This window comes from Streptomyces sp. NPDC042100 (assembly GCF_055582325.1).
In genome coordinates this window covers 396,983-416,122 of sequence record NZ_JBVJDK010000005.1, presented here as the reverse complement: position 1 = coordinate 416,122, position 19,140 = coordinate 396,983, and the positions used below count along the sequence as shown (strand labels likewise).

Genomic DNA, 19,140 nt, shown 5'->3' with positions numbered 1-19,140 from the left:
CCTAGCCGAAGAAGTTCCGTACGTGCTCCAGACCCGCGACGAGGGCGTCGACCTCGCCAGGGGTGGAGTACAGATAGAACGACGCTCGCGTGGTCGCCGGAATTCCGTAGCGCAGGCAGACCGGGCGCGCGCAGTGGTGGCCGACGCGGACGGCGATGCCCTGCTCGTCGAGGACCTGGCCCACGTCGTGCGGGTGGATGTCGCCGAGCGTGAAGGAGATCGCCGCGCCGCGGTCCTCGGCCGTGGTGGGGCCGATGATCCGCAGGTCCGGGACCTCCTGGAGGCGGCGGACGGCGTATTCGGTGATCGCGTGCTCGTGGCGCGCGATGTTCTCCATGCCGATCGCCGACAGGTAGTCCACGGCCGCGCCGAGGCCGACGGCCTGGGCGATCGGGGGCGTACCCGCCTCGAACTTGTGCGGGGCCGGAGCGTAGGTGGAGGAGTGCATCGAGACGGTCTCGATCATCTCGCCGCCACCGAGGAACGGCGGCAGGTCCTCCAGCAGCTCCTGGCGGCCCCAGAGCACGCCGATGCCGGTCGGGCCGCACATCTTGTGGCCGGTGAAGGCCACGAAGTCGGCCTGCAGCGCCTGCACGTCGAGCACCATGTGCGGGGCGGCCTGGGAGGCGTCGATGCAGACGAGCGCACCGACCTCCTGGGCCCGGCGGATGATCGTCTCGACCGGGTTGACCGTGCCGAGGAGGTTGGAGACCAGGGTGAAGGAGACCACCTTGGTCTTCTCCGTGATCAGTTCCTCTATGTTCGACAGGTCGAGCCGGCCGTCGTCGGTGAGGCCGAACCACTTCAGTTTCGCGCCGGTGCGCTGCGCGAGCAGCTGCCACGGGACGATGTTGGAGTGGTGCTCCATCTCCGTGATGACGATCTCGGTCTCGTGGTCCACGCGGTAGGGCTCGTCGGCCCAGCCCAGCATGTTGGCCACGAGGTTGAGCGACTCGGAGGCGTTCTTGGTGAAGATCACCTCGTCGCGGCTCGGCGCGTTGATGAAGGCGGCGACCTTGTCGCGGGCGCCCTCGTACAGCGCGGTGGCCTCCTCGGCGACCGTGTAGACGCCGCGGTGGACGTTGGCGTTGTGCCGCTCGTAGTACGCGTTCAGAGCGTCGAGGACCTGGCGCGGCTTCTGCGAGGTGGCCGCGGAGTCCAGGTAGACGATCTTCTTGTCGTCGTGGACCAGACGATCCAGGAGCGGGAAGTCCTTGCGGATCGCCTCGGTGTCGAGGAGGCCGGTCAGCCCCTGATGGGCGGAAGTCACGCGGATGCGCCACCCTTCACGTACTTGTCGTAGCCCTCGTTCTCCAGCTGGTCGGCGAGCTCGGCGCCACCGGACTCGACGATGCGGCCGTTCGCGAAGACGTGCACGAAGTCGGGCTTGATGTAGCGGAGGATCCGCGTGTAGTGCGTGATCAGCAGGGTGCCGACCTCGCCGGTCTCGCGGACGCGGTTGACGCCCTCGGAGACGATGCGAAGGGCGTCGACGTCGAGGCCGGAGTCGGTCTCGTCGAGGATCGCGATCTTCGGCTTGAGCAGTTCGAGCTGGAGGATCTCGTGGCGCTTCTTCTCGCCGCCGGAGAAGCCCTCGTTGACGTTGCGCTCGGCGAAGGCCGGGTCCATGGAGAGCTGCTCCATCGCGGACTTGACCTCCTTCACCCAGGTGCGCAGCTTGGGGGCCTCGCCGCGGACGGCGGTGGCGGAGGTGCGCAGGAAGTTGGAGACCGAGACGCCGGGGACCTCGACCGGGTACTGCATGGCCAGGAAGACGCCGGCGCGGGCGCGCTCGTCGACCGACATCTCCAGGACGTCCTCACCGTCGAGGGTGACGGTGCCGCCGGTGATCGTGTACTTCGGGTGGCCTGCCAGCGAGTACGCCAGGGTCGACTTGCCGGAGCCGTTCGGGCCCATGACGGCGTGGGTCTCGCCCTGCTTGATGGTCAGGTCGACACCCTTGAGGATCTCGCGCGGACCGTTCTCGGCCTCGACGGAGACGTGCAGGTCGTGGATTTCAAGCGTTGCCATGGGTGACTCAGGACTCCTGGGTGACGGAGACGAGCACATCGTCCCCTTCGATCTGTACGGGGTATACGGGGACGGGGCGCGTCGCGGGGAGACCGGACGGCTTGCCGGTGCGGAGGTCGAACGCGGAGCCGTGCAGCCAGCACTCGATCTGGCAGTCCTCCACCTCGCCCTCGGAGAGGGAGACGTTCGCGTGCGAGCAGATGTCGTGGATCGCGTACACCTCGCCCTCGGTGCGGACGACGGAGACCGGCGTGCCGTCGAGTTCCACCCGCTTCGGGGTGTCCTCCTCCAGCTCGCTCAGCGCACAGGCGCGGACGAAGGCCATCAGACGGACGCCTCCAGCTCCGTCTCGATCTTGGCGAGCAGGCGCTCCTGGACGTCCGGGAGGCCGATCTGCTGGACCAGCTCGGCGAAGAAGCCCCGGACGACGAGGCGGCGGGCCTCGGCCTCCGGGATGCCCCGGGACATCAGGTAGAAGAGCTGCTCGTCGTCGAAGCGGCCGGTGGCGGAGGCGTGGCCGGCCCCGGCGATCTCGCCGGTCTCGATCTCCAGGTTCGGCACCGAGTCGACCCGGGCGCCGTCCGTGAGGACCAGGTTCCGGTTGAGCTCGTACGTGTCGGTGCCCTCGGCCGCGGCCTCGATGAGGACGTCGCCGATCCAGACCGCGTGGGCGGCCTCGCCCTGCAGCGCGCCCTTGTAGGCCACGTTGGACTTGCAGTGCGGGACGTTGTGGGTGACCAGGAGGCGGTGCTCCTGGTGCTGCCCGGCGTCCGTGAAGTACAGGCCGAAGAGCTCGGCCTCGCCGCCGGGGGCCGTGTAGGTGACCCGGGGGTGGATGCGGACCAGGTCGCCGCCGAAGGTCACGACGACGGACTTGAAGGAGGCGTCGCGGCCGATCAGCGCGTTGTGCTGGGCGACGTGGACGGCCTTCTCGTCCCAGTCCTGGACGGAGACCACGGTGAGCTTGGCGCCGTCGCCGAGCACGTAGTCCACGTTGGCGGCGAGCACCGCGTCGCCGGTGTGGTCGATGACCACGACGGCCTCGGCGAAGGCGCCGAGCTCGATGATCTGGTGGCCGAAGGCGACCCCGCCCTGGCCGTGCACCGCGATGCGGATCGGCTCGGTGAGGACGGCCTCCTTGGCGACGGTCACGACCGAGGCCTTCTCGAAGGAGGTGTACGCCTGGGCGGCGACCCGGTCGACCGGCTTGCCGGCCTTGCCGAGGCGCGCGTCGTCGCGGCCCACGGTCTCCACGGTGACGCCCTCGGGGGCCTCGACGTCGACGCGGACGCCCTCGCCGGACACGACGGCGGTGCCGTCGTGCAGGCCGCGCAGGCGCTCCAGGGGAGTGAAGCGCCACTCCTCCTCGCGGCCGTGCGGGACGGGGAAGTCCGCCACGTCGAAGGACGGCGGGGCGCTCATGCGCGTGGCGACGGTGGACTCGGCGGCCACCGCGATGGAGCCCGCGGTGGTGGAGCCCGCGGGGATGTTCTGACCCTCAGCCATGGCTGTCGTCTTGCTCTCTTCCTGCGTACGTAAAGAAAATCGGTCGCTGCGGGGCGGTGCGGTGGGCCTTAGCCGACCGAACCCTCCATCTGCAGCTCGATCAGCCGGTTGAGCTCCAGGGCGTACTCCATCGGCAGCTCCTTCGCGATGGGCTCGACGAAGCCGCGGACGATCATGGCCATCGCCTCGAACTCGGTGAGGCCGCGGCTCATCAGGTAGAAGAGCTGGTCCTCGGAGACCTTGGAGACGGTGGCCTCGTGGCCCATGGAGACGTCGTCCTCGCGCACGTCCACGTAGGGGTACGTGTCGGAGCGGGAGATCGTGTCGACGAGCAGCGCGTCGCACAGGACGTTCGACTTGGCGCCCGGGGCGCCCTCGCCGATCTCGATGAGACCTCGGTAGGAGGTGCGGCCGCCGCCTCGCGCCACCGACTTGGAGACGATGTTGGAGGAGGTGTTCGGGGCCATGTGGACCATCTTGGCGCCGGCGTCCTGGTGCTGGCCCTCGCCCGCGAAGGCGATGGAGAGGGTCTCGCCCTTGGCGTGCTCGCCCATCAGGTAGACGGCCGGGTACTTCATGGTGACCTTGGAGCCGATGTTGCCGTCGACCCACTCCATGGTGGCGCCCTCGTAGGCGACGGCGCGCTTGGTCACCAGGTTGTAGACGTTGTTCGACCAGTTCTGGATGGTCGTGTAGCGGCAGCGGCCGCCCTTCTTCACGATGATCTCGACGACCGCGGAGTGCAGCGAGTCCGAGGAGTAGATCGGCGCGGTGCAGCCCTCGACGTAGTGGACGTAGGCGTCCTCGTCGACGATGATCAGCGTCCGCTCGAACTGGCCCATGTTCTCCGTGTTGATGCGGAAGTAGGCCTGGAGCGGGATCTCGACGTGCACGCCCTTCGGCACGTAGATGAAGGAGCCGCCGGACCACACGGCCGTGTTCAGCGAGGCGAACTTGTTGTCGCCGACCGGGATGACGGTGCCGAAGTACTCCTTGAAGAGCTCCTCGTGCTCCTTCAGGGCCGTGTCGGTGTCGACGAAGATGACGCCCTGCTCCTCCAGGTCCTCGCGGATCTGGTGGTAGACGACCTCGGACTCGTACTGCGCGGCGACGCCGGCGACGAGGCGCTGCTTCTCCGCCTCCGGGATGCCGAGCTTGTCGTACGTGTTCTTGATGTCCTCCGGCAGGTCCTCCCAGGACTCGGCCTGCTTCTCGGTGGACCGCACGAAGTACTTGATGTTGTCGAAGTCGATGCCGGAGAGGTCCGAGCCCCAGGTCGGCATGGGCTTCTTGCCGAAGAGCCGCAGACCCTTGAGGCGCAGCTTCAGCATCCACTCGGGCTCGTTCTTCTTCGAGGAGATGTCGCGGACGACGTCCTCGTTGAGACCGCGCTTGGCGGTGGCGCCGGCCGCGTCCGAGTCGGCCCAGCCGTACTCGTACCGACCCAGGCCCTCGAGCTCGGGGTGGCTGATCTCGGTGGTCATGCGGGGTTCCTCCCGGCCGTGCTTGCGGATGCAGGTGATGAACTGGTCTGTGGGCCCTGGGGGCCGCTGTGCGGGATGAAGGTCGTGCAGACGCCGTCACCGTGGGCGATGGTGGCCAGGCGCTGGACGTGGGTCCCGAGGAGGCGGGAGAAGATCTCCGTCTCCGCCTCGCACAGCTGGGGGTACTGCTCGGCGACGTGGGCGACCGGGCAGTGGTGCTGGCAGAGCTGCTCGCCGACCGGCGCGTGACGCGCAGTGGCAGCGTACCCGTCGGCGGTGAGCGCCTTGGCGAGGGCCTCGGTGCGGTCCCGGGGGTCGGCCGATTCGACGGCCTCGCGGTACGCCTCGGCCTGGGCCTCGACGCGGTCGCGGGCGAAGGCGGCGACGGCCGCCTCTCCCCCGGCGTTGCGCTCGATCCAGCGGAGCGCCTCGACGGCCAGGGAGTCGTACGACTGGTCGAAGGCGTCGCGACCGCAGTCGGTCAGCGCGAAGACCTTCGCGGGGCGGCCCCGGGTGCGGGTGCCGTAGACGCGCTTCTCGCGGGCCTCGACGACGGAGTCGGCGACCAGCGAGTCGAGGTGGCGGCGGACGGCGGCCTGGGTGAGGCCGAGCCGCTCGGCGAGATCGGCGACGGTCGAGGGCCCGTGATCCAGGATCGACCGCGCGACCCGGTTGCGCGTGGAACGCTCCCGAGTCGCGAGTTCCTCCACCGGAGCCGCGCCAACGTTTTTCACAACGCCATTGTTGCGTAATTAATCGGGGAGTGACAAGCCGCCCCGTCGGCGGTGACGATGTCGTACATCACTCAGGTAAGGCTTACCTGACCTGCGGAAATGATCATTCGTGGGATGTTTCCGGCCGCCCGGTGAACCAGTACGAGCCCCCCACCAGCAGCCCTCCGCCCACGATGTTGCCCGGCACCGTGTACAGCAGATTGCGCAGCAGGTCGCCGAAACCGGCCGTCCCGTCGAGGATCGCGAGCGAGAACAGCGACATGTTCGCGACGCAGTGCTCGAAGCCCACCGCCACGAACACCAGCACCGGCAGCCACAGCACGAACAGCTTCGCCGCGTCCCCCTTCGCCCGGTAGAACATCCAGACCGCCAGGCACACGAGCATGTTGCAGAGCACCGCCCGCCAGAAGAGCTGCCCGCCCGCGAGCGCCTCCTTGCCCGCCACCATCTCCGCCAGCATCGCCTTCGCCGACGGCGCCGACAGCACCCCGGAGGCGTGCACCATCGCCCCGAAGACGAAGGCTCCGACGAAGTTGCCGCCCAGCGACAGACCCCAGCTGGCGGCGAGATCACGCCAGCCCGTACGGCCCGAGAGCGCGCCCAGCAGCATCACCATGACGTTGCTCGTGAACAGCTGCGCCCCGGCGAACATGACGATCGTCAGCGCGATCGGGAAGACCGCCCCCTCCAGCAGCTTCACCGCCGCCGAGTGCTGGGCCACGAACGGCGACACCGCGACCAGCATCAGCACCTCGCCGACGCCGATGTACGCACCGGCCAGCACCGCCGAGACCGCGTACCGGCCCGGGCGCACCAGTTCATGCGCCTTGTGCTCGGCCTGACCGACCGTCTCCCGCAGGTTCTCCGCAACACTGATCACCCTGTCGACGCTAGTCCCGCCCCGGCCGGTGAAGCGCGCGTAAAGGTCCCGACTCAAGGGACCCGGGCCCCGCGCCGGAGGGACCTTCGCCCCCTCTCTAGACTTCCGGCATGCGAAACGAGTCCGACGCGCCCGCCGTCCGGGTCCGGGGCCTGGTCAAGCGGTACGGCACGAAGACCGCCGTCGACGGCCTCGACCTCGATGTCCGTGCCGGCACCGTCACCGCCGTCCTCGGGCCCAACGGCGCCGGCAAGACCACCACCGTCGAGACCTGCGAGGGGTACCGCCGTCCGGACGCCGGCACCGTGCGGGTCCTCGGCCTCGACCCGGTCGCCGACGCCGCCGCGCTGCGCCCCCGGGTCGGCGTGATGCTCCAGTCCGGCGGCGTCTACTCCGGCGCCCGCGCCGACGAGATGCTCCGCCACATGGCGAAGCTGCACGCCCACCCGCTGGACGTCGACACGCTCATCGAGCGCCTCGGCCTCGGCTCCTGCGGCCGGACCGGCTACCGGCGCCTCTCCGGCGGCCAGCAGCAGCGCCTGTCGCTCGCCATGGCCGTGGTCGGCCGCCCCGAGCTGGTCTTCCTCGACGAGCCGACCGCGGGCCTCGACCCGCAGGCCCGCCGCGCCACCTGGGAGCTGGTCCGCGAGCTGCGCGCCGACGGCGTCACCGTCGTGCTCACCACCCACTTCATGGACGAGGCCGAGGAGCTCGCCGACGACGTCGCGATCATCGACGCCGGCCGGGTCGTCGCCCAGGGCAGCCCCGAGGAGCTGTGCCGCGGCGGCGCCGAGAACACCCTGCGCTTCACCGGCCGCCCCGGGCTCGACCTCGGCTCGCTGCTCAAGGCGCTGCCGGACGGCACCGCCGCGGCGGAGCCCACCCCCGGCGCGTACCGGCTCACCGGCACGGTCGACCCCCAGCTGCTCGCCACCGTCACCAGCTGGTGCGCGCAGCACGGCGTGATGCCCGAGCGGATCTCGGTCGAGCGGCACACCCTCGAAGACGTCTTCCTCGAACTGACCGGCAAGGAGCTGCGCGGATGAGCACGGGTACGTACGCGCCGAAGCCGGGGGCCGCGCCCGTCGGCCGCATGATCGCCGCGCAGACCGCGCTGGAGACCCGGATGCTGCTGCGCAACGGCGAGCAGCTGCTCCTCACGGTGATCATCCCCTCGCTGCTGCTCGTGCTGTTCTCGACGGTGGACATCGTCGACACCGGCGCGGACAAGGCCGTCGACTTCCTCGCCCCCGGCGTCCTCGCGCTCGCCGTGATGTCCACCGCCTTCACCGGGCAGGCCATCGCGACCGGTTTCGAGCGCCGGTACGGGGTGCTCAAGCGACTGGCCGCCTCACCGCTGCCGCGCTGGGCGCTGATGACCGCCAAGACGCTGTCGGTGCTGGTCACCGAGGTGCTCCAGGTGCTGCTCCTGACCGCGATCGCGCTCGGGCTCGGCTGGTCGCCGCAGGGCGACCCGTTCTCCGTGCTGGTGCTGCTCGTGCTCGGCACCGCCGCCTTCTCCGGGCTCGGCCTGCTGATGGCCGGCACCCTGAAGGCGGAGGCGACGCTGGCCGCGGCCAACCTGGTCTTCCTGCTGCTCCTGGTGGGCGGCGGGGTGATGGTGCCGCTGGAGAAGTTCGGCGCCGCCGGCGACGTGCTGGCCTACCTGCCGATCTCGGCGCTCTCCGACGGGCTGCGGGACGTGCTCCAGCACGGCGCCTCGCTGCCCTGGGGCGACGCGGCGATCCTCGCGGTGTGGGCGGTGCTGGGCCTCGGCGCGGCGGCCCGGTTCTTCCGCTGGGAGTAGCCACGCGGCCGGGGCGGCCCGTCGGGTCCGGTCCGGGCCGGCCGGGTCCGGAGGGTGACCGCGCGGTGACGTTTCGCGGCACAAACGCCCGGAACACACCCCTCGTGAAAACGCGCACAAGCCCGCGCCTACGATAGGGCCCGTGCAGACCCCCCTCGCCTTCATCGCCCAGCGCTGGACCCCGTCCCCCCGGACGCTCCGGCGCGCCGCGCTCTCCGCCGTCGTGATGAGCGTCGTCATCATCGTCACCGGCGGCGCGGTCCGGCTGACCGGCTCCGGTCTCGGCTGCGACACCTGGCCCAAGTGCACGGACGACAGCCTGATCGTCACCTCCGAGCAGGGCATCCACGGCGCCATCGAGTTCGGCAACCGGATGCTGACGTACGTCCTGTCGGCCGCCGTCGGCTGGGCGATCGTCGCCGCCCGCTCGGTCAAGCCGCGCCGGCGCAGCCTCACCCGGCTCGGCTGGGCCCAGTTCTGGATCGTGATGAGCAACGCCGTCCTCGGCGGCATCACGGTGTGGATGGGCCTCAACCCCTGGACCGTCGCCGGGCACTTCCTCGCCGCCAACGCGCTCCTCACGGTGGCCGTGATCACCTGGCACCGCACCGGCGAGGGCGACGGCACCCCCAAGCCCCGCGTCCCGCGCCCCGTGCGCAAGCTGTCCTGGGCGATCGTCCTGGTCACCGTCCTGCTCATCGCGCTCGGCACCACCGTGACGGGCGCCGGCAAGCACGCGGGCGACTCCAGCGACGTGCCCCGGATGCCGTGGGACTGGACGAACGCGGCCCACATCCACGCGATCGCCGCCTGGGTCGTCTGCGCCCTCGCGGTCGCCATGTGGCTGGTGCTGCGCGTGGTGGACGCCCCCGACGACACCCGGGCCCGCGCCCGGGACCTGCTGATCGTGCTTCTGCTGCAGGGCGGCATCGGCTATGTCCAGTACTTCACCGGCGTCCCCGAGGTCCTGGTCGGCGCCCACATGCTCGGCTCCTCGCTGATGTGGGTCGCGGTGCTGCGGCTGGCCCTGAGCCTGCGCGAGCGGCCGACGGCCACGGCGCCCATCCCGGCCCAGGCCGACCCGGAGCTCGCGACCGCCTGACCGCGCGCACCGCGCCGCTCTCCACTCCACCCGGCCCCGGCCCGAGCCCCCCGCTCGCGCCGGGGCCGTGTCGCGCACAAGGCGGGGGCGCTCACTCCAGCCCGTACACCCGCCGCGCGTTGTCCGCGGCCAGCATGGCGGCGACGCGCCGCGCGTCCGCGCGGGACCAGGCGCCGTCGCCGACCCAGTCGCCCAGGACCCGGGCCAGCGCGCCCCGGAAGACGCTGGCGGCGACCACGTGGAGCTCGGGCAGGCCGCGGGCGCCGCTGGAGAACAGCAGCTTGCCGAAGGGGGCGAGCTCCAGGAACTCGGCGAGCACCCCGGCCGCGCGGGCCCCGGTGCGCGCGACGACCGGGCCGAGGTCCGCGTAGACGTGCGGGAAGTGCGCGGCGAGCCGGGCGGCCTGGCGGTGGTGCGGATAGCCGTGCAGCAGCACCAGGTCCGCGCCGAGGCCGCCGCCCGCCTCCGCGAAGGCGGCCAGGCCGCCGGGGTCGCGCTCCCCCACGTACAGCTGGAGGGGCCGTCCGGTGCCGAGCGCGATCCACAGCAGGTGGCGCAGCAGCACCGGGTCGTCGAGGGCCTCGCCCGCCCGGCGGCGGGCCAGCCAGCGGCCCGCGGCCCCGCGCACCTCGCCCGGCCAGGGCGGCTCGGGCGCGGCGACGAGCCCGCCGTGCGCGGCGGCGACGGAGAGGAAGGCGACGGCGCCCGCGGCGGCCCCGTGGACGGCCTCGGCGAGGTTGGCGAGGAGGGCCTCGACGGTGCCGGAGGTGTCGGCGACCTGCTGGGCGAGGAGCTCCAGGCGGACGATCTCGTGCGCGGCGGCGGCGCCGGTGGCGGCGAGCTCGGCGGGTCCGGTGAGGTCGCCGGGGAGTCCGGTGTCCACCAGGTAGGCGCCGATCCCGGAGGCCCGCAGCAGCCGGCGGCCCGACTCGGCGGCGCCCAGCTCCCGGCGGCGGGCGAGGTAGCGCGCGGGCGGGCAGTGGGGTTCGAGGCCGAGCAGCGGGGGGCACCAGCGGCGGACGGCGAAGCCGGTCTGGGTGTCGAAGAAGGTGGTGCCGGCGGCCGGGAGCCCGGCGGCCGGGGCGAGGTGCGTCTCGAAGCTGCCGAGGCCGAGCTCCGTACGGAGCACCCCGTGGCAGTACTGGTCCACCAGGCTCGGAGTGTCGATCATTCGGGGGGCTCCCACGTGTGGACGGGCTTCCACCCCTCCTAACGGGTGAGCCCCGCGCGAGGTTGTCGCCTTGCCGTGTCAGCTGTTGGCGGGGCCGCCGATCTGGATACCCGCCATCCGGGTCCACTCGTACGGGCCGGTGACGACCTTGGCGGCGAACTCGCCGTCGAACTCGTCGTGCAAGGTGAGGCCGGCCCGCTCGGCCGCCAGCTTCGCGGTCTCGTAGGTGGGGGCCACCAGGTCGCCCCAGCCGCCGTCCTCGCCGACGAGGACGATCCGGGTGCCGGCCTGGCCGATGTGGGCGAGCTGGCCCTCGGCGCCGCCGTGCTTCCCGGCGAACGCCCGGATCTCCTTGGCCAGCTTGGCCGCCCTGCGCTCCGCCTGCTTCGTCGTGTCTGCCATGGCAAGGATGCTACTCGCGGGTAGATCGACTGGCGACGGCCGGGGCACGTGGCGTGGGCCACGCGCCCCGGCCGTCGCCGGGGTCCGAGAGGACGAAGCGCTAGCGCAGGAAGGGGTCCACCGCGACCGCCACGAAGAGCAGCGACACATAGGTGATGGACCAGTGGAAGAGGCGCATCTCCTTGAGCTTGGCGCCGGTGGCGCCCGCCTTGGCCCGGTGGAGCAGCGCGTGCGCCTCCCACAGCCACCAGCCGCCGGTGGCCAGCGCCACGGCCGTGTAGAACCAGCCGGTGTAGCCCAGCGGGGTGAGCAGCAGGGAGACCGCGACCATGATCCAGCTGTAGGCCACGATCTGCTTGGCGACGACCTTGTTGGAGGCCAGCACCGGCAGCATCGGCACGCCCGCGCGGGCGTAGTCGTCCTTCACCTTCATGGACAGCGGCCAGTAGTGCGGCGGCGTCCAGAAGAAGATGACGAGGAAGAGGATGACCGCGGCCCAGGACATCGAGTTGGTGACGGCCGACCAGCCGATGAGCACCGGGAGGCAGCCGGCGATGCCGCCCCAGACGATGTTCTGCGCGGTGCGCCGCTTCAGGATCATGGTGTAGACCACGACGTAGAAGAGGAGCGCGCCGAGCGACAGGGCGGCGGACAGCCAGTTGACGAGCAGTCCGAACCAGAGCGTGGAGATCACGGCGAGGCTGAGTCCGAAGACCAGGCCCTCACGCGGCGTGAGCACGCCGGTGACCAGCGGACGCTGGGAGGTGCGGTCCATCAGGGCGTCGATGTCGCGGTCGATGTACATGTTCAGCGCATTCGCGCCACCCGCCGACAGATATCCGCCGAAACACGTGGCGAGCACCAGCCACAGATCGGGGACGCCCTGCTCGGCGAGGAACATCACCGGAACCGTGGTGATGAGCAGCAGCTCGATGATCCGCGGCTTGGTCAGCGCCACGTATGCCTTGACGCGGGCCCCGAACGGCCGATGGCCCCCCGGGCTGGGAGTCAAGACGACCCCTGCGGGTCGGGACTCGACGGCCGTCACGCACACCCCTGACAGAGAAATTCCCAGCAAGCTCCCCGGATGAAGACGGGGTGAAGACTTGCGCGTACCACGCCACTGTAGACGTTGCCCATACGCCGATCTTCGCGGGGGTGGGGTCGTGTTGGCGGGACCCACGCGCGGGTGCGCCCGGGGTACGTCCCAAGGGGTGGACACGCCCCGTGTCCGGCTCGGGAGGCGAACTCGCGCGACCCCCGGCAGTCTTTGCTGTGAGCGCACATATGAGCGGCATGAACACGAAAAGAGGGACGAATTCCGGGGGTAGGCTCGACATCGCCGGGACACCCTCAGTCACCGGCTACAGACATGCGGAGAGGAGCCCTGACTCAGGGTGAGCACTAAGCCGACGACCACAGACCTCGAGTGGACCGAACTGGACCAGCGGGCCGTGGACACCGCCCGCATCCTTGCCGCCGACGCCGTGCAGAAGGTCGGAAACGGCCATCCCGGTACGGCGATGAGCCTCGCGCCCGCCGCGTACACCCTCTTCCAGAAGGTGATGCGGCACGACCCGGCCGACCCGGAGTGGGTGGGCCGTGACCGCTTCGTGCTCTCCGCCGGGCACTCGTCCCTGACCCTCTACACCCAGCTGTACCTGGGCGGCTTCGGTCTCGAACTCGACGACCTGAAGGCGTTCCGCACCTGGGGCTCCAAGACTCCGGGCCACCCGGAGTACGGCCACACGGCCGGAGTGGAGACGACCACGGGCCCGCTGGGCCAGGGCGTCGCCAACGCCGTGGGCATGGCCATGGCCGCCCGCTACGAGCGCGGTCTGTTCGACCCGGAGGCGGCCCAGGGCACCTCTCCCTTCGATCACCACGTCTACGTGATCGCCGGCGACGGCTGCCTCCAGGAGGGCATCTCCGCCGAGGCGTCCTCGCTCGCCGGCCACCAGAAGCTCGGCAACCTGATCCTGCTGTGGGACGACAACCACATCTCGATCGAGGGCGACACCGAGACGGCCGTGTCCGAGGACACGATGAAGCGGTACGAGGCCTACGGCTGGCACGTCCAGCGCGTGGAGCCGCAGGCCAACGGCGACCTGGACCCGGCCGCCCTGTACGCCGCCGTCAAGGCCGCCGAGGCCGAGACCGAGCGCCCCTCGTTCATCGCGATGCGCTCGATCATCGCGTGGCCGGCGCCGAACGCCCAGAACACCGAGGCCGCGCACGGCTCGGCGCTGGGCGACGCGGAGATCGCGGCCACCAAGCGCGTCCTCGGCTTCGACCCGGAGCAGACCTTCGAGGTCACCGACGAGGTCATCGCGCACACCCGCGCCCTCGGCGACCGAGGCCGCGAGGCCCGCGCCGCCTGGGAGAAGTCGCTGGCCGAGTGGCGCACCGCCAACCCGGAGCGCGCGGCCGAGTTCGACCGCATCGAGGCCAACGAGCTGCCGGCCGGCTGGGAGGAGAAGCTCCCGGTCTTCGAGGCGGGCCAGGGCGTCGCCACCCGCGCCGCCTCCGGCAAGGTCCTCCAGGCGCTCGGCGCGGTGATCCCGGAGCTGTGGGGCGGCTCGGCCGACCTCGCCGGCTCCAACAACACCACGATCGACAAGACGTCCTCGTTCCTCCCCGAGGGCAACCCGCTCCCCGAGGCGGACAAGTACGGCCGGACGATCCACTTCGGCATCCGCGAGCACTCCATGGCCGCGGAGATGAACGGCATCGCCCTGCACGGCAACACGCGCGTCTACGGCGGCACCTTCCTGGTGTTCTCCGACTACATGCGCAACGCCGTGCGCCTGTCGGCCCTGATGCACCTGCCGGTGACGTACGTGTGGACGCACGACTCGATCGGCCTCGGCGAGGACGGCCCGACCCACCAGCCGGTGGAGCACCTGGCCTCGCTGCGCGCGATCCCGGGCCTGAACGTGGTCCGCCCGGCCGACGCCAACGAGACGGCGATCGCCTGGCGCGAGATCATGAAGCGTCACACCAAGGTGTTCGGCAAGGGCGCCCCGCACGGCCTGGCCCTCACCCGCCAGGGCGTGCCGACGTACGCGCCGAACGAGGACGCGGCCAAGGGCGGCTACGTGCTGTTCGAGGCGGACGGCGGAGAGGCGCGGCTCGTGCTGATCGCCACCGGCTCCGAGGTGCACCTGGCCGTCGAGGCCCGGGAGCGGCTCCAGGCCGAGGGCATCCCGACCCGCGTGGTCTCGATGCCGTCGGTGGAGTGGTTCGAGGAGCAGGAGCAGGCGTACAAGGACTCGGTCCTGCCGCCGGCCGTGAAGGCGCGCGTCGCCGTCGAGGCCGGGATCGGGCTGACCTGGCACAGGTACGTCGGCGACGCCGGCCGGATCGTCTCGCTGGAGCACTTCGGTGCCTCGGCCGACGCGAAGGTGCTGTTCCGCGAGTTCGGCTTCACGCCGGAGGCGATCGTCGCCGCCGCGCGGGAATCCCTCGCCGCCGCCACGCGCTGACGCCCATACGTACGACTTAATGGAGATGCAACTCTCATGACAGACGCTCTCAAGCGCCTCTCCGACGAAGGCGTCGCGATCTGGCTGGACGACCTCTCGCGCAAGCGGATCACGTCCGGCAACCTGGCCGAGCTCATCGACCAGAGCCACGTGGTGGGGGTGACCACCAACCCGTCCATCTTCCAGAAGGCCATCACCTCGGGCGACGGTTACGAGCAGCAGCTCGTCGACCTGGCCGTCCGCAAGGTGACGGTGGACGAGGCCATCCGGATGATCACGACGGCCGACGTGAGGGACGCCGCCGACATCCTGCGCCCCGTCTTCGACGCGACCGAGGGCCAGGACGGCCGGGTCTCCATCGAGGTCGACCCCCGGCTGGCCCACCAGACGGCCCCGACCATCGCCGAGGCCAAGCAGCTGGCCTGGCTGGTGGACCGGCCCAACACCCTGATCAAGATCCCGGCCACCCAGGCGGGTCTGCCGGCGATCACCGAGGTCATCGGCCTCGGCATCAGCGTCAACGTGACGCTGATCTTCTCGCTGGAGCGCTACCGCGCGGTCATGGACGCCTACCTGGCGGGCCTGGAGAAGGCCCGCGAGCGCGGCCTGGACCTGTCGAAGATCCACTCGGTGGCGTCCTTCTTCGTGTCCCGCGTGGACACCGAGATCGACAAGCGCCTCGACACCATCGGCACCGACGAGGCCAAGGCCCTCAAGGGCAGGTCCGCCCTGGCCAACGCGCGTCTCGCCTACGAGGCGTACGAGGAGGTCTTCGCCTCCGAGCGCTGGGCCGCCCTCGACAAGGCGCACGCCAACAAGCAGCGTCCGCTGTGGGCCTCGACCGGCGTCAAGGACCCGGCCTACAAGGACACCCTCTACGTGGACGACCTGGTCGCCCCGGGCACGGTGAACACCATGCCGGAGGCCACCCTGGAGGCCACCGCCGACCACGGCCAGATCGTGGGCGACACCATCCGCGGCACCTACGACGAGTCCCGTCAGGTCCTCGCCGCCGTGGCGAAGCTGGGCATCTCGTACGACGAGGTCGTCCAGCTCCTGGAGGACGAGGGCGTCGACAAGTTCGAGGCGTCCTGGAACGACCTGCTCAAGTCGACCGAGGCGGAGCTCGCCCGCCGCGCACCTTCGGAGGCGTAATCACCTTGAGCGCAGTCACCGGAGCGAACCCGCTCCGTGACGCCGCAGACCGACGGCTCCCGCGCATCGCGGGGCCGTCGGGTCTGGTGATCTTCGGTGTCACGGGCGATCTGTCCCGCAAGAAGCTCATGCCCGCGGTGTACGACCTCGCCAACCGCGGTCTGCTCCCGCCGGGCTTCTCGCTGATCGGCTTCGCCCGTCGCGAGTGGCAGGACGAGGACTTCGCGCAGGAGGTCCACGACGCCGTCAAGCAGCACGCCCGCACCCCGTTCCGCGAGGAGGTGTGGCAGCAGCTGATCCAGGGGATGCGCTTCGTCCAGGGCGACTTCGACGACGACGACGCCTTCGAGCAGCTGAAGGCCACCATCGAGCAGCTGGACAAGGCGCAGGGCACCGGCGGCAACTTCGCCTTCTACCTGTCCGTGCCGCCGAAGTTCTTCCCGCTGGTCGTCCGCCAGCTCAAGAAGCACGGTCTGGCCGACCAGAAGGACGGCTCCTGGCGCCGCGCGGTCATCGAGAAGCCCTTCGGGCACGACCTGACCTCCGCCAAGGAGCTCAACGAGGTCGTCCACGAGGTCTTCCCGCCCGACGCGGTCTTCCGCATCGACCACTACCTCGGCAAGGAGACCGTCCAGAACATCCTGGCGCTCCGCTTCGCCAACACCCTCTTCGAGCCGATCTGGAACCGGTCGTACGTCGACCACGTGCAGATCACCATGGCCGAGGACATCGGCATCGGCGGCCGGGCCGGGTACTACGACGGCATCGGCGCCGCCCGTGACGTCATCCAGAACCACCTGCTCCAGCTGCTCGCGCTGACCGCGATGGAGGAGCCCGCCTCCTTCGACGCCGACGCGCTCGCCGCGGAGAAGACCAAGGTGCTCGGCGCGGTGAAGCTGCCGAAGGACCTCGGCAAGTCGACCGTGCGCGGCCAGTACGCGGCCGGGTGGCAGGGCGGCGAGAAGGCCGTCGGCTACCTCCAGGAAGACGGCATCGACCCCCAGTCGAAGACCGACACCTACGCGGCCATCAAGGTGGAGATCGACAACCGCCGCTGGGCGGGCGTCCCCTTCTACCTGCGCACCGGCAAGCGCCTCGGCCGCCGGGTCACCGAGATCGCGGTGGTCTTCCAGCGCGCCCCGCACTCCCCCTTCGACCAGACGGCGACGGAGGAGCTCGGCCAGAACGCGCTCGTCATCCGCGTGCAGCCCGACGAGGGCGTCACCATGCGCTTCGGCTCCAAGGTGCCGGGCACGCAGATGGAGGTCCGGGACGTGTCGATGGACTTCGCCTACGGCGAGTCCTTCACCGAGTCCAGCCCCGAGGCCTACGAGCGGCTCATCCTCGACGTCCTGCTCGGCGACTCCAACCTCTTCCCCCGCGTCGAGGAGGTCGAGCTGTCCTGGCAGATCCTCGACCCGATCGAGCAGTTCTGGGACAAGCACGGCAAGCCCGCGCAGTACCAGTCCGGGACCTGGGGTCCGGTCGAGGCGGACGAGATGCTCGCACGAGACGGCAGGAGCTGGCGCCGGCCATGAAGACCGACCTGACGGACACCACGTCCTCCAAGATCAACAAGGCGCTGGTGCTCGGGCGGCGGGCCATCGGCACCCCGGCCGTCGGCATGGTGCTCACCCTCGTCATCGTCACCGACGAGGAGAACGCCTACGACGCGCTGAAGGCGGCCAACGAGGCGTCCCGCGAGCACCCCTCGCGGACCCTCGTCGTCATCAAGCGGGTCTCGCGCTCCCCGCGGGACCGCGCCAAGGCGCGGCTCGACGCCGAGGTCCGCCTCGGCGCCGACGCCAGCACCGGCGAGACGGTGGTGCTCCGGCTGTACGGCGAGGTCGTCGACCACGCCCAGTCGGTGGTGCTGCCGCTGCTGCTGCCGGACGCGCCCGTCGTCGTCTGGTGGCCGGTGAACTCGCCGGTCGACCCGGCGAGCGACCCGCTGGGCGCCCTCGCCCAGCGCCGTGTCACCGACACGTACGCCGCCGAGCAGCCCATCCAGGAGCTGACCGCGCGCGCGGACGCGTACACCCCGGGCGACACCGACCTCTCGTGGACCCGGATCACCCCGTGGCGCTCGATGCTGGCCGCCGCGCTCGACCAGGTCGCCTGCGAGGTCACCTCGGCCGTGGTCGAGGGCGAGGAGTTCAACCCGAGCGTCGAGCTGCTCGCGATGTGGCTGGCCGACCGGCTGAAGGTGCCCGTGCGGCGCGCGAAGTCGGCCGGGCCCGGCCTCACCTCGGTGCGGATGGAGTCGGACTGCGGCCCCATCGTGCTCGACCGCGCGGACGGCTCGCTCGCCACGCTCTCCATCCACGGGCAGCCGGACCGGGGCGTGGCGCTCAAGCGCCGCGAGACCGCCGAGCTGATCGCGGAGGAGCTGCGCCGCCTCGACCCGGACGACACCTACGCCTCGGCGCTGCGCTTCGGCCTGGAGCGGCTGGACGAGGAGGCGGCCACCACCGCCCCGCCCGTCCCGGCCGAGGAGGCCCCCGAGGCCGCCACGGAGGCCCCGGCCCCCGCGGCGAAGGCCGCGAAGAAGGCACCGGCCAAGAAGGCGGCGGCCAAGTGAGCGCCCCGCAGCTCGTCGTCCACCGCGACAAGGAGCTGATGGCGCGGGCCGCCGCGGCCCGGCTCATCACGAAGATCGTGGACGCCCAGTCCTCGCGCGGCTCCGCCTCGGTGGTGCTCACCGGCGGGCGCAACGGCAACGGGCTGCTCGCGGCCCTCGCCGCCGCGCCCGCGCGGGACGCGGTCGACTGGTCGCGGCTCGACCTGTGGTGGGGCGACGAGCGCTTCCTGCCCGAGGGCGACCCGGAGCGCAACGTCACCCAGGCCCGCGAGGCGCTGCTCGACAGCGTCCCGCTGGACCCGGCGCGGGTGCACGCCATGCCGGCCTCGGACGGCCCGTACGGCTCCGACGTGGACGCCGCGGCCGCGGCCTACGCGGCGGAGCTCGCGGCGGCGGCCGGCCCCGGCGACCACGGCGGGGTGCCCACCTTCGACGTGCTGATGCTGGGCGTCGGCCCGGACACCCATGTGGCCTCGCTGTTCCCGGAGCTCCCGGCGGTCCGCGAGACCGAGCGGACCGTGGTGGGCGTGCACGGCGCGCCCAAGCCGCCGCCGACCCGGGTCTCGCTGACCCTGCCGGCGATCCGGGCCGCGAAGGAGGTCTGGCTGCTCGCGGCCGGCGAGGACAAGGCGAAGGCCGCGGCCATCGCGCTGTCCGGCGCGGGCGAGGTGCAGGCACCGGCGGCCGGCGCCCGGGGCCGCGCGCGCACGCTGTGGCTGCTCGACGCGGCGGCGGCCTCGGAGCTGCCGCGCGCGCTGTACCCGCCGCACACGGCCTGAGGACACGTCACGGAGGCCCGGCT

Annotated in this window: 18 protein-coding genes; 8 read left to right on the top strand and 10 right to left on the bottom strand. The window is 71.2% G+C overall.

Annotation, left to right across the window (positions count from 1 at the left end):
* Nucleotide 1 precedes the first annotated feature (1 nt).
* The 7 genes from ACZ6J5_RS14290 to ACZ6J5_RS14260 form a co-directional block, all read right to left on the bottom strand.
* Nucleotides 2-1,270, bottom strand: coding sequence for a cysteine desulfurase (locus ACZ6J5_RS14290; protein WP_469391149.1), 1,269 nt, complete (start codon nucleotides 1,268-1,270; stop codon nucleotides 2-4).
* The gene (gene sufC, locus ACZ6J5_RS14285) at nucleotides 1,267-2,031 is read right to left on the bottom strand and encodes a Fe-S cluster assembly ATPase SufC (RefSeq protein ID WP_351664868.1); all 765 of its coding nucleotides are present in this window, start codon (nucleotides 2,029-2,031) and stop codon (nucleotides 1,267-1,269) included. The genes ACZ6J5_RS14290 and sufC overlap by 4 nt, the downstream gene beginning before the upstream one ends.
* Nucleotides 2,032-2,038: 7 nt before the next feature.
* Complete coding sequence (locus ACZ6J5_RS14280; protein WP_362483372.1) at nucleotides 2,039-2,356, bottom strand: bifunctional 3-phenylpropionate/cinnamic acid dioxygenase ferredoxin subunit; 318 nt, start codon at nucleotides 2,354-2,356, stop codon at nucleotides 2,039-2,041.
* Nucleotides 2,356-3,537, bottom strand: a complete 1,182-nt coding sequence (gene sufD, locus ACZ6J5_RS14275) for a Fe-S cluster assembly protein SufD (RefSeq protein ID WP_469391146.1) — start codon at nucleotides 3,535-3,537, stop codon at nucleotides 2,356-2,358. The genes ACZ6J5_RS14280 and sufD overlap by 1 nt, the downstream gene beginning before the upstream one ends.
* Before the next feature lie 68 nt (nucleotides 3,538-3,605).
* Nucleotides 3,606-5,021 carry a Fe-S cluster assembly protein SufB gene (sufB, locus tag ACZ6J5_RS14270; protein ID WP_385555528.1) on the bottom strand — a complete coding sequence of 472 codons (1,416 nt, stop codon included), beginning with the start codon at nucleotides 5,019-5,021 and terminating at the stop codon, nucleotides 3,606-3,608.
* Nucleotides 5,018-5,755: a helix-turn-helix transcriptional regulator gene (locus ACZ6J5_RS14265; RefSeq protein ID WP_469391144.1), complete on the bottom strand. Its 738-nt coding sequence runs from the start codon at nucleotides 5,753-5,755 to the stop codon at nucleotides 5,018-5,020. Before ACZ6J5_RS14265 ends, sufB begins: the two co-directional genes overlap by 4 nt.
* Nucleotides 5,756-5,858: 103 nt before the next feature.
* The gene (locus tag ACZ6J5_RS14260; protein WP_469391142.1) at nucleotides 5,859-6,635 is read right to left on the bottom strand and encodes a formate/nitrite transporter family protein; all 777 of its coding nucleotides are present in this window, start codon (nucleotides 6,633-6,635) and stop codon (nucleotides 5,859-5,861) included.
* 110 nt (nucleotides 6,636-6,745) lie between these two features.
* On the opposite strand from ACZ6J5_RS14260, the gene ACZ6J5_RS14255 reads away from it, so the two are divergent.
* The 3 genes from ACZ6J5_RS14255 (at nucleotide 6,746) to ACZ6J5_RS14245 (ending at nucleotide 9,544) form a co-directional block, all read left to right on the top strand.
* Entirely contained in the window at nucleotides 6,746-7,681 is a 936-nt protein-coding gene (locus ACZ6J5_RS14255; protein ID WP_469391140.1) for an ABC transporter ATP-binding protein, read from the top strand.
* Complete coding sequence (locus ACZ6J5_RS14250) at nucleotides 7,678-8,442, top strand: ABC transporter permease (protein ID WP_469391138.1); 765 nt, start codon at nucleotides 7,678-7,680, stop codon at nucleotides 8,440-8,442. The genes ACZ6J5_RS14255 and ACZ6J5_RS14250 overlap by 4 nt, the downstream gene beginning before the upstream one ends.
* Before the next feature lie 142 nt (nucleotides 8,443-8,584).
* Nucleotides 8,585-9,544: a COX15/CtaA family protein gene (locus ACZ6J5_RS14245; RefSeq protein ID WP_469391136.1), complete on the top strand. Its 960-nt coding sequence runs from the start codon at nucleotides 8,585-8,587 to the stop codon at nucleotides 9,542-9,544.
* A gap of 91 nt (nucleotides 9,545-9,635) precedes the next feature.
* Here ACZ6J5_RS14245 and ACZ6J5_RS14240 read toward each other — a convergent pair whose 3' ends face one another.
* The 3 genes from ACZ6J5_RS14240 to ACZ6J5_RS14230 form a co-directional block, all read right to left on the bottom strand.
* Nucleotides 9,636-10,715 carry an amidohydrolase gene (locus ACZ6J5_RS14240; RefSeq protein WP_469391134.1) on the bottom strand — a complete coding sequence of 360 codons (1,080 nt, stop codon included), beginning with the start codon at nucleotides 10,713-10,715 and terminating at the stop codon, nucleotides 9,636-9,638.
* 78 nt (nucleotides 10,716-10,793) lie between these two features.
* Nucleotides 10,794-11,117 carry a hypothetical protein gene (locus ACZ6J5_RS14235; RefSeq protein ID WP_469391133.1) on the bottom strand — a complete coding sequence of 108 codons (324 nt, stop codon included), beginning with the start codon at nucleotides 11,115-11,117 and terminating at the stop codon, nucleotides 10,794-10,796.
* 100 nt (nucleotides 11,118-11,217) lie between these two features.
* Nucleotides 11,218-12,165, bottom strand: a complete 948-nt coding sequence (locus tag ACZ6J5_RS14230; protein ID WP_469391131.1) for a heme o synthase — start codon at nucleotides 12,163-12,165, stop codon at nucleotides 11,218-11,220.
* A gap of 349 nt (nucleotides 12,166-12,514) precedes the next feature.
* Between ACZ6J5_RS14230 and tkt the strand changes: the two genes are divergently transcribed.
* Genes tkt through pgl form a run of 5 tightly spaced genes read left to right on the top strand, consistent with a single transcriptional unit; the run spans nucleotide 12,515 to nucleotide 19,117 of the window.
* Nucleotides 12,515-14,602 (top strand): transketolase, encoded by a 2,088-nt coding sequence (tkt, locus tag ACZ6J5_RS14225; protein WP_469391129.1) that lies wholly within the window; start codon nucleotides 12,515-12,517, stop codon nucleotides 14,600-14,602.
* A gap of 36 nt (nucleotides 14,603-14,638) precedes the next feature.
* A complete protein-coding gene (gene tal, locus ACZ6J5_RS14220) occupies nucleotides 14,639-15,757 on the top strand; it encodes a transaldolase (RefSeq protein ID WP_469391127.1) in 1,119 nt (372 codons plus the stop codon).
* 5 nt (nucleotides 15,758-15,762) lie between these two features.
* A complete protein-coding gene (gene zwf, locus ACZ6J5_RS14215; protein WP_469391125.1) occupies nucleotides 15,763-17,295 on the top strand; it encodes a glucose-6-phosphate dehydrogenase in 1,533 nt (510 codons plus the stop codon).
* Nucleotides 17,292-18,338, top strand: a complete 1,047-nt coding sequence (gene opcA, locus ACZ6J5_RS14210; protein WP_469391123.1) for a glucose-6-phosphate dehydrogenase assembly protein OpcA — start codon at nucleotides 17,292-17,294, stop codon at nucleotides 18,336-18,338. The genes zwf and opcA overlap by 4 nt, the downstream gene beginning before the upstream one ends.
* Nucleotides 18,335-19,117 carry a 6-phosphogluconolactonase gene (gene pgl, locus ACZ6J5_RS14205; RefSeq protein WP_469391121.1) on the top strand — a complete coding sequence of 261 codons (783 nt, stop codon included), beginning with the start codon at nucleotides 18,335-18,337 and terminating at the stop codon, nucleotides 19,115-19,117. The genes opcA and pgl overlap by 4 nt, the downstream gene beginning before the upstream one ends.
* The last annotated feature ends 23 nt before the right edge of the window (nucleotides 19,118-19,140 follow it).

Coding starts and splice junctions, on each gene's coding strand:
- tal (WP_469391127.1), top strand. CDS start 14,639: ATGACAGACGCTCTCAAGCGCCTCTCCGACGAAGGCGTCGCGATCTGG.
- sufD (WP_469391146.1), bottom strand. CDS start 3,537: ATGGCTGAGGGTCAGAACATCCCCGCGGGCTCCACCACCGCGGGCTCC.
- sufB (WP_385555528.1), bottom strand. CDS start 5,021: ATGACCACCGAGATCAGCCACCCCGAGCTCGAGGGCCTGGGTCGGTAC.
- ACZ6J5_RS14235 (WP_469391133.1), bottom strand. CDS start 11,117: ATGGCAGACACGACGAAGCAGGCGGAGCGCAGGGCGGCCAAGCTGGCC.
- sufC (WP_351664868.1), bottom strand. CDS start 2,031: ATGGCAACGCTTGAAATCCACGACCTGCACGTCTCCGTCGAGGCCGAG.
- ACZ6J5_RS14255 (WP_469391140.1), top strand. CDS start 6,746: ATGCGAAACGAGTCCGACGCGCCCGCCGTCCGGGTCCGGGGCCTGGTC.
- ACZ6J5_RS14280 (WP_362483372.1), bottom strand. CDS start 2,356: ATGGCCTTCGTCCGCGCCTGTGCGCTGAGCGAGCTGGAGGAGGACACC.
- opcA (WP_469391123.1), top strand. CDS start 17,292: ATGAAGACCGACCTGACGGACACCACGTCCTCCAAGATCAACAAGGCG.
- ACZ6J5_RS14240 (WP_469391134.1), bottom strand. CDS start 10,715: ATGATCGACACTCCGAGCCTGGTGGACCAGTACTGCCACGGGGTGCTC.
- ACZ6J5_RS14250 (WP_469391138.1), top strand. CDS start 7,678: ATGAGCACGGGTACGTACGCGCCGAAGCCGGGGGCCGCGCCCGTCGGC.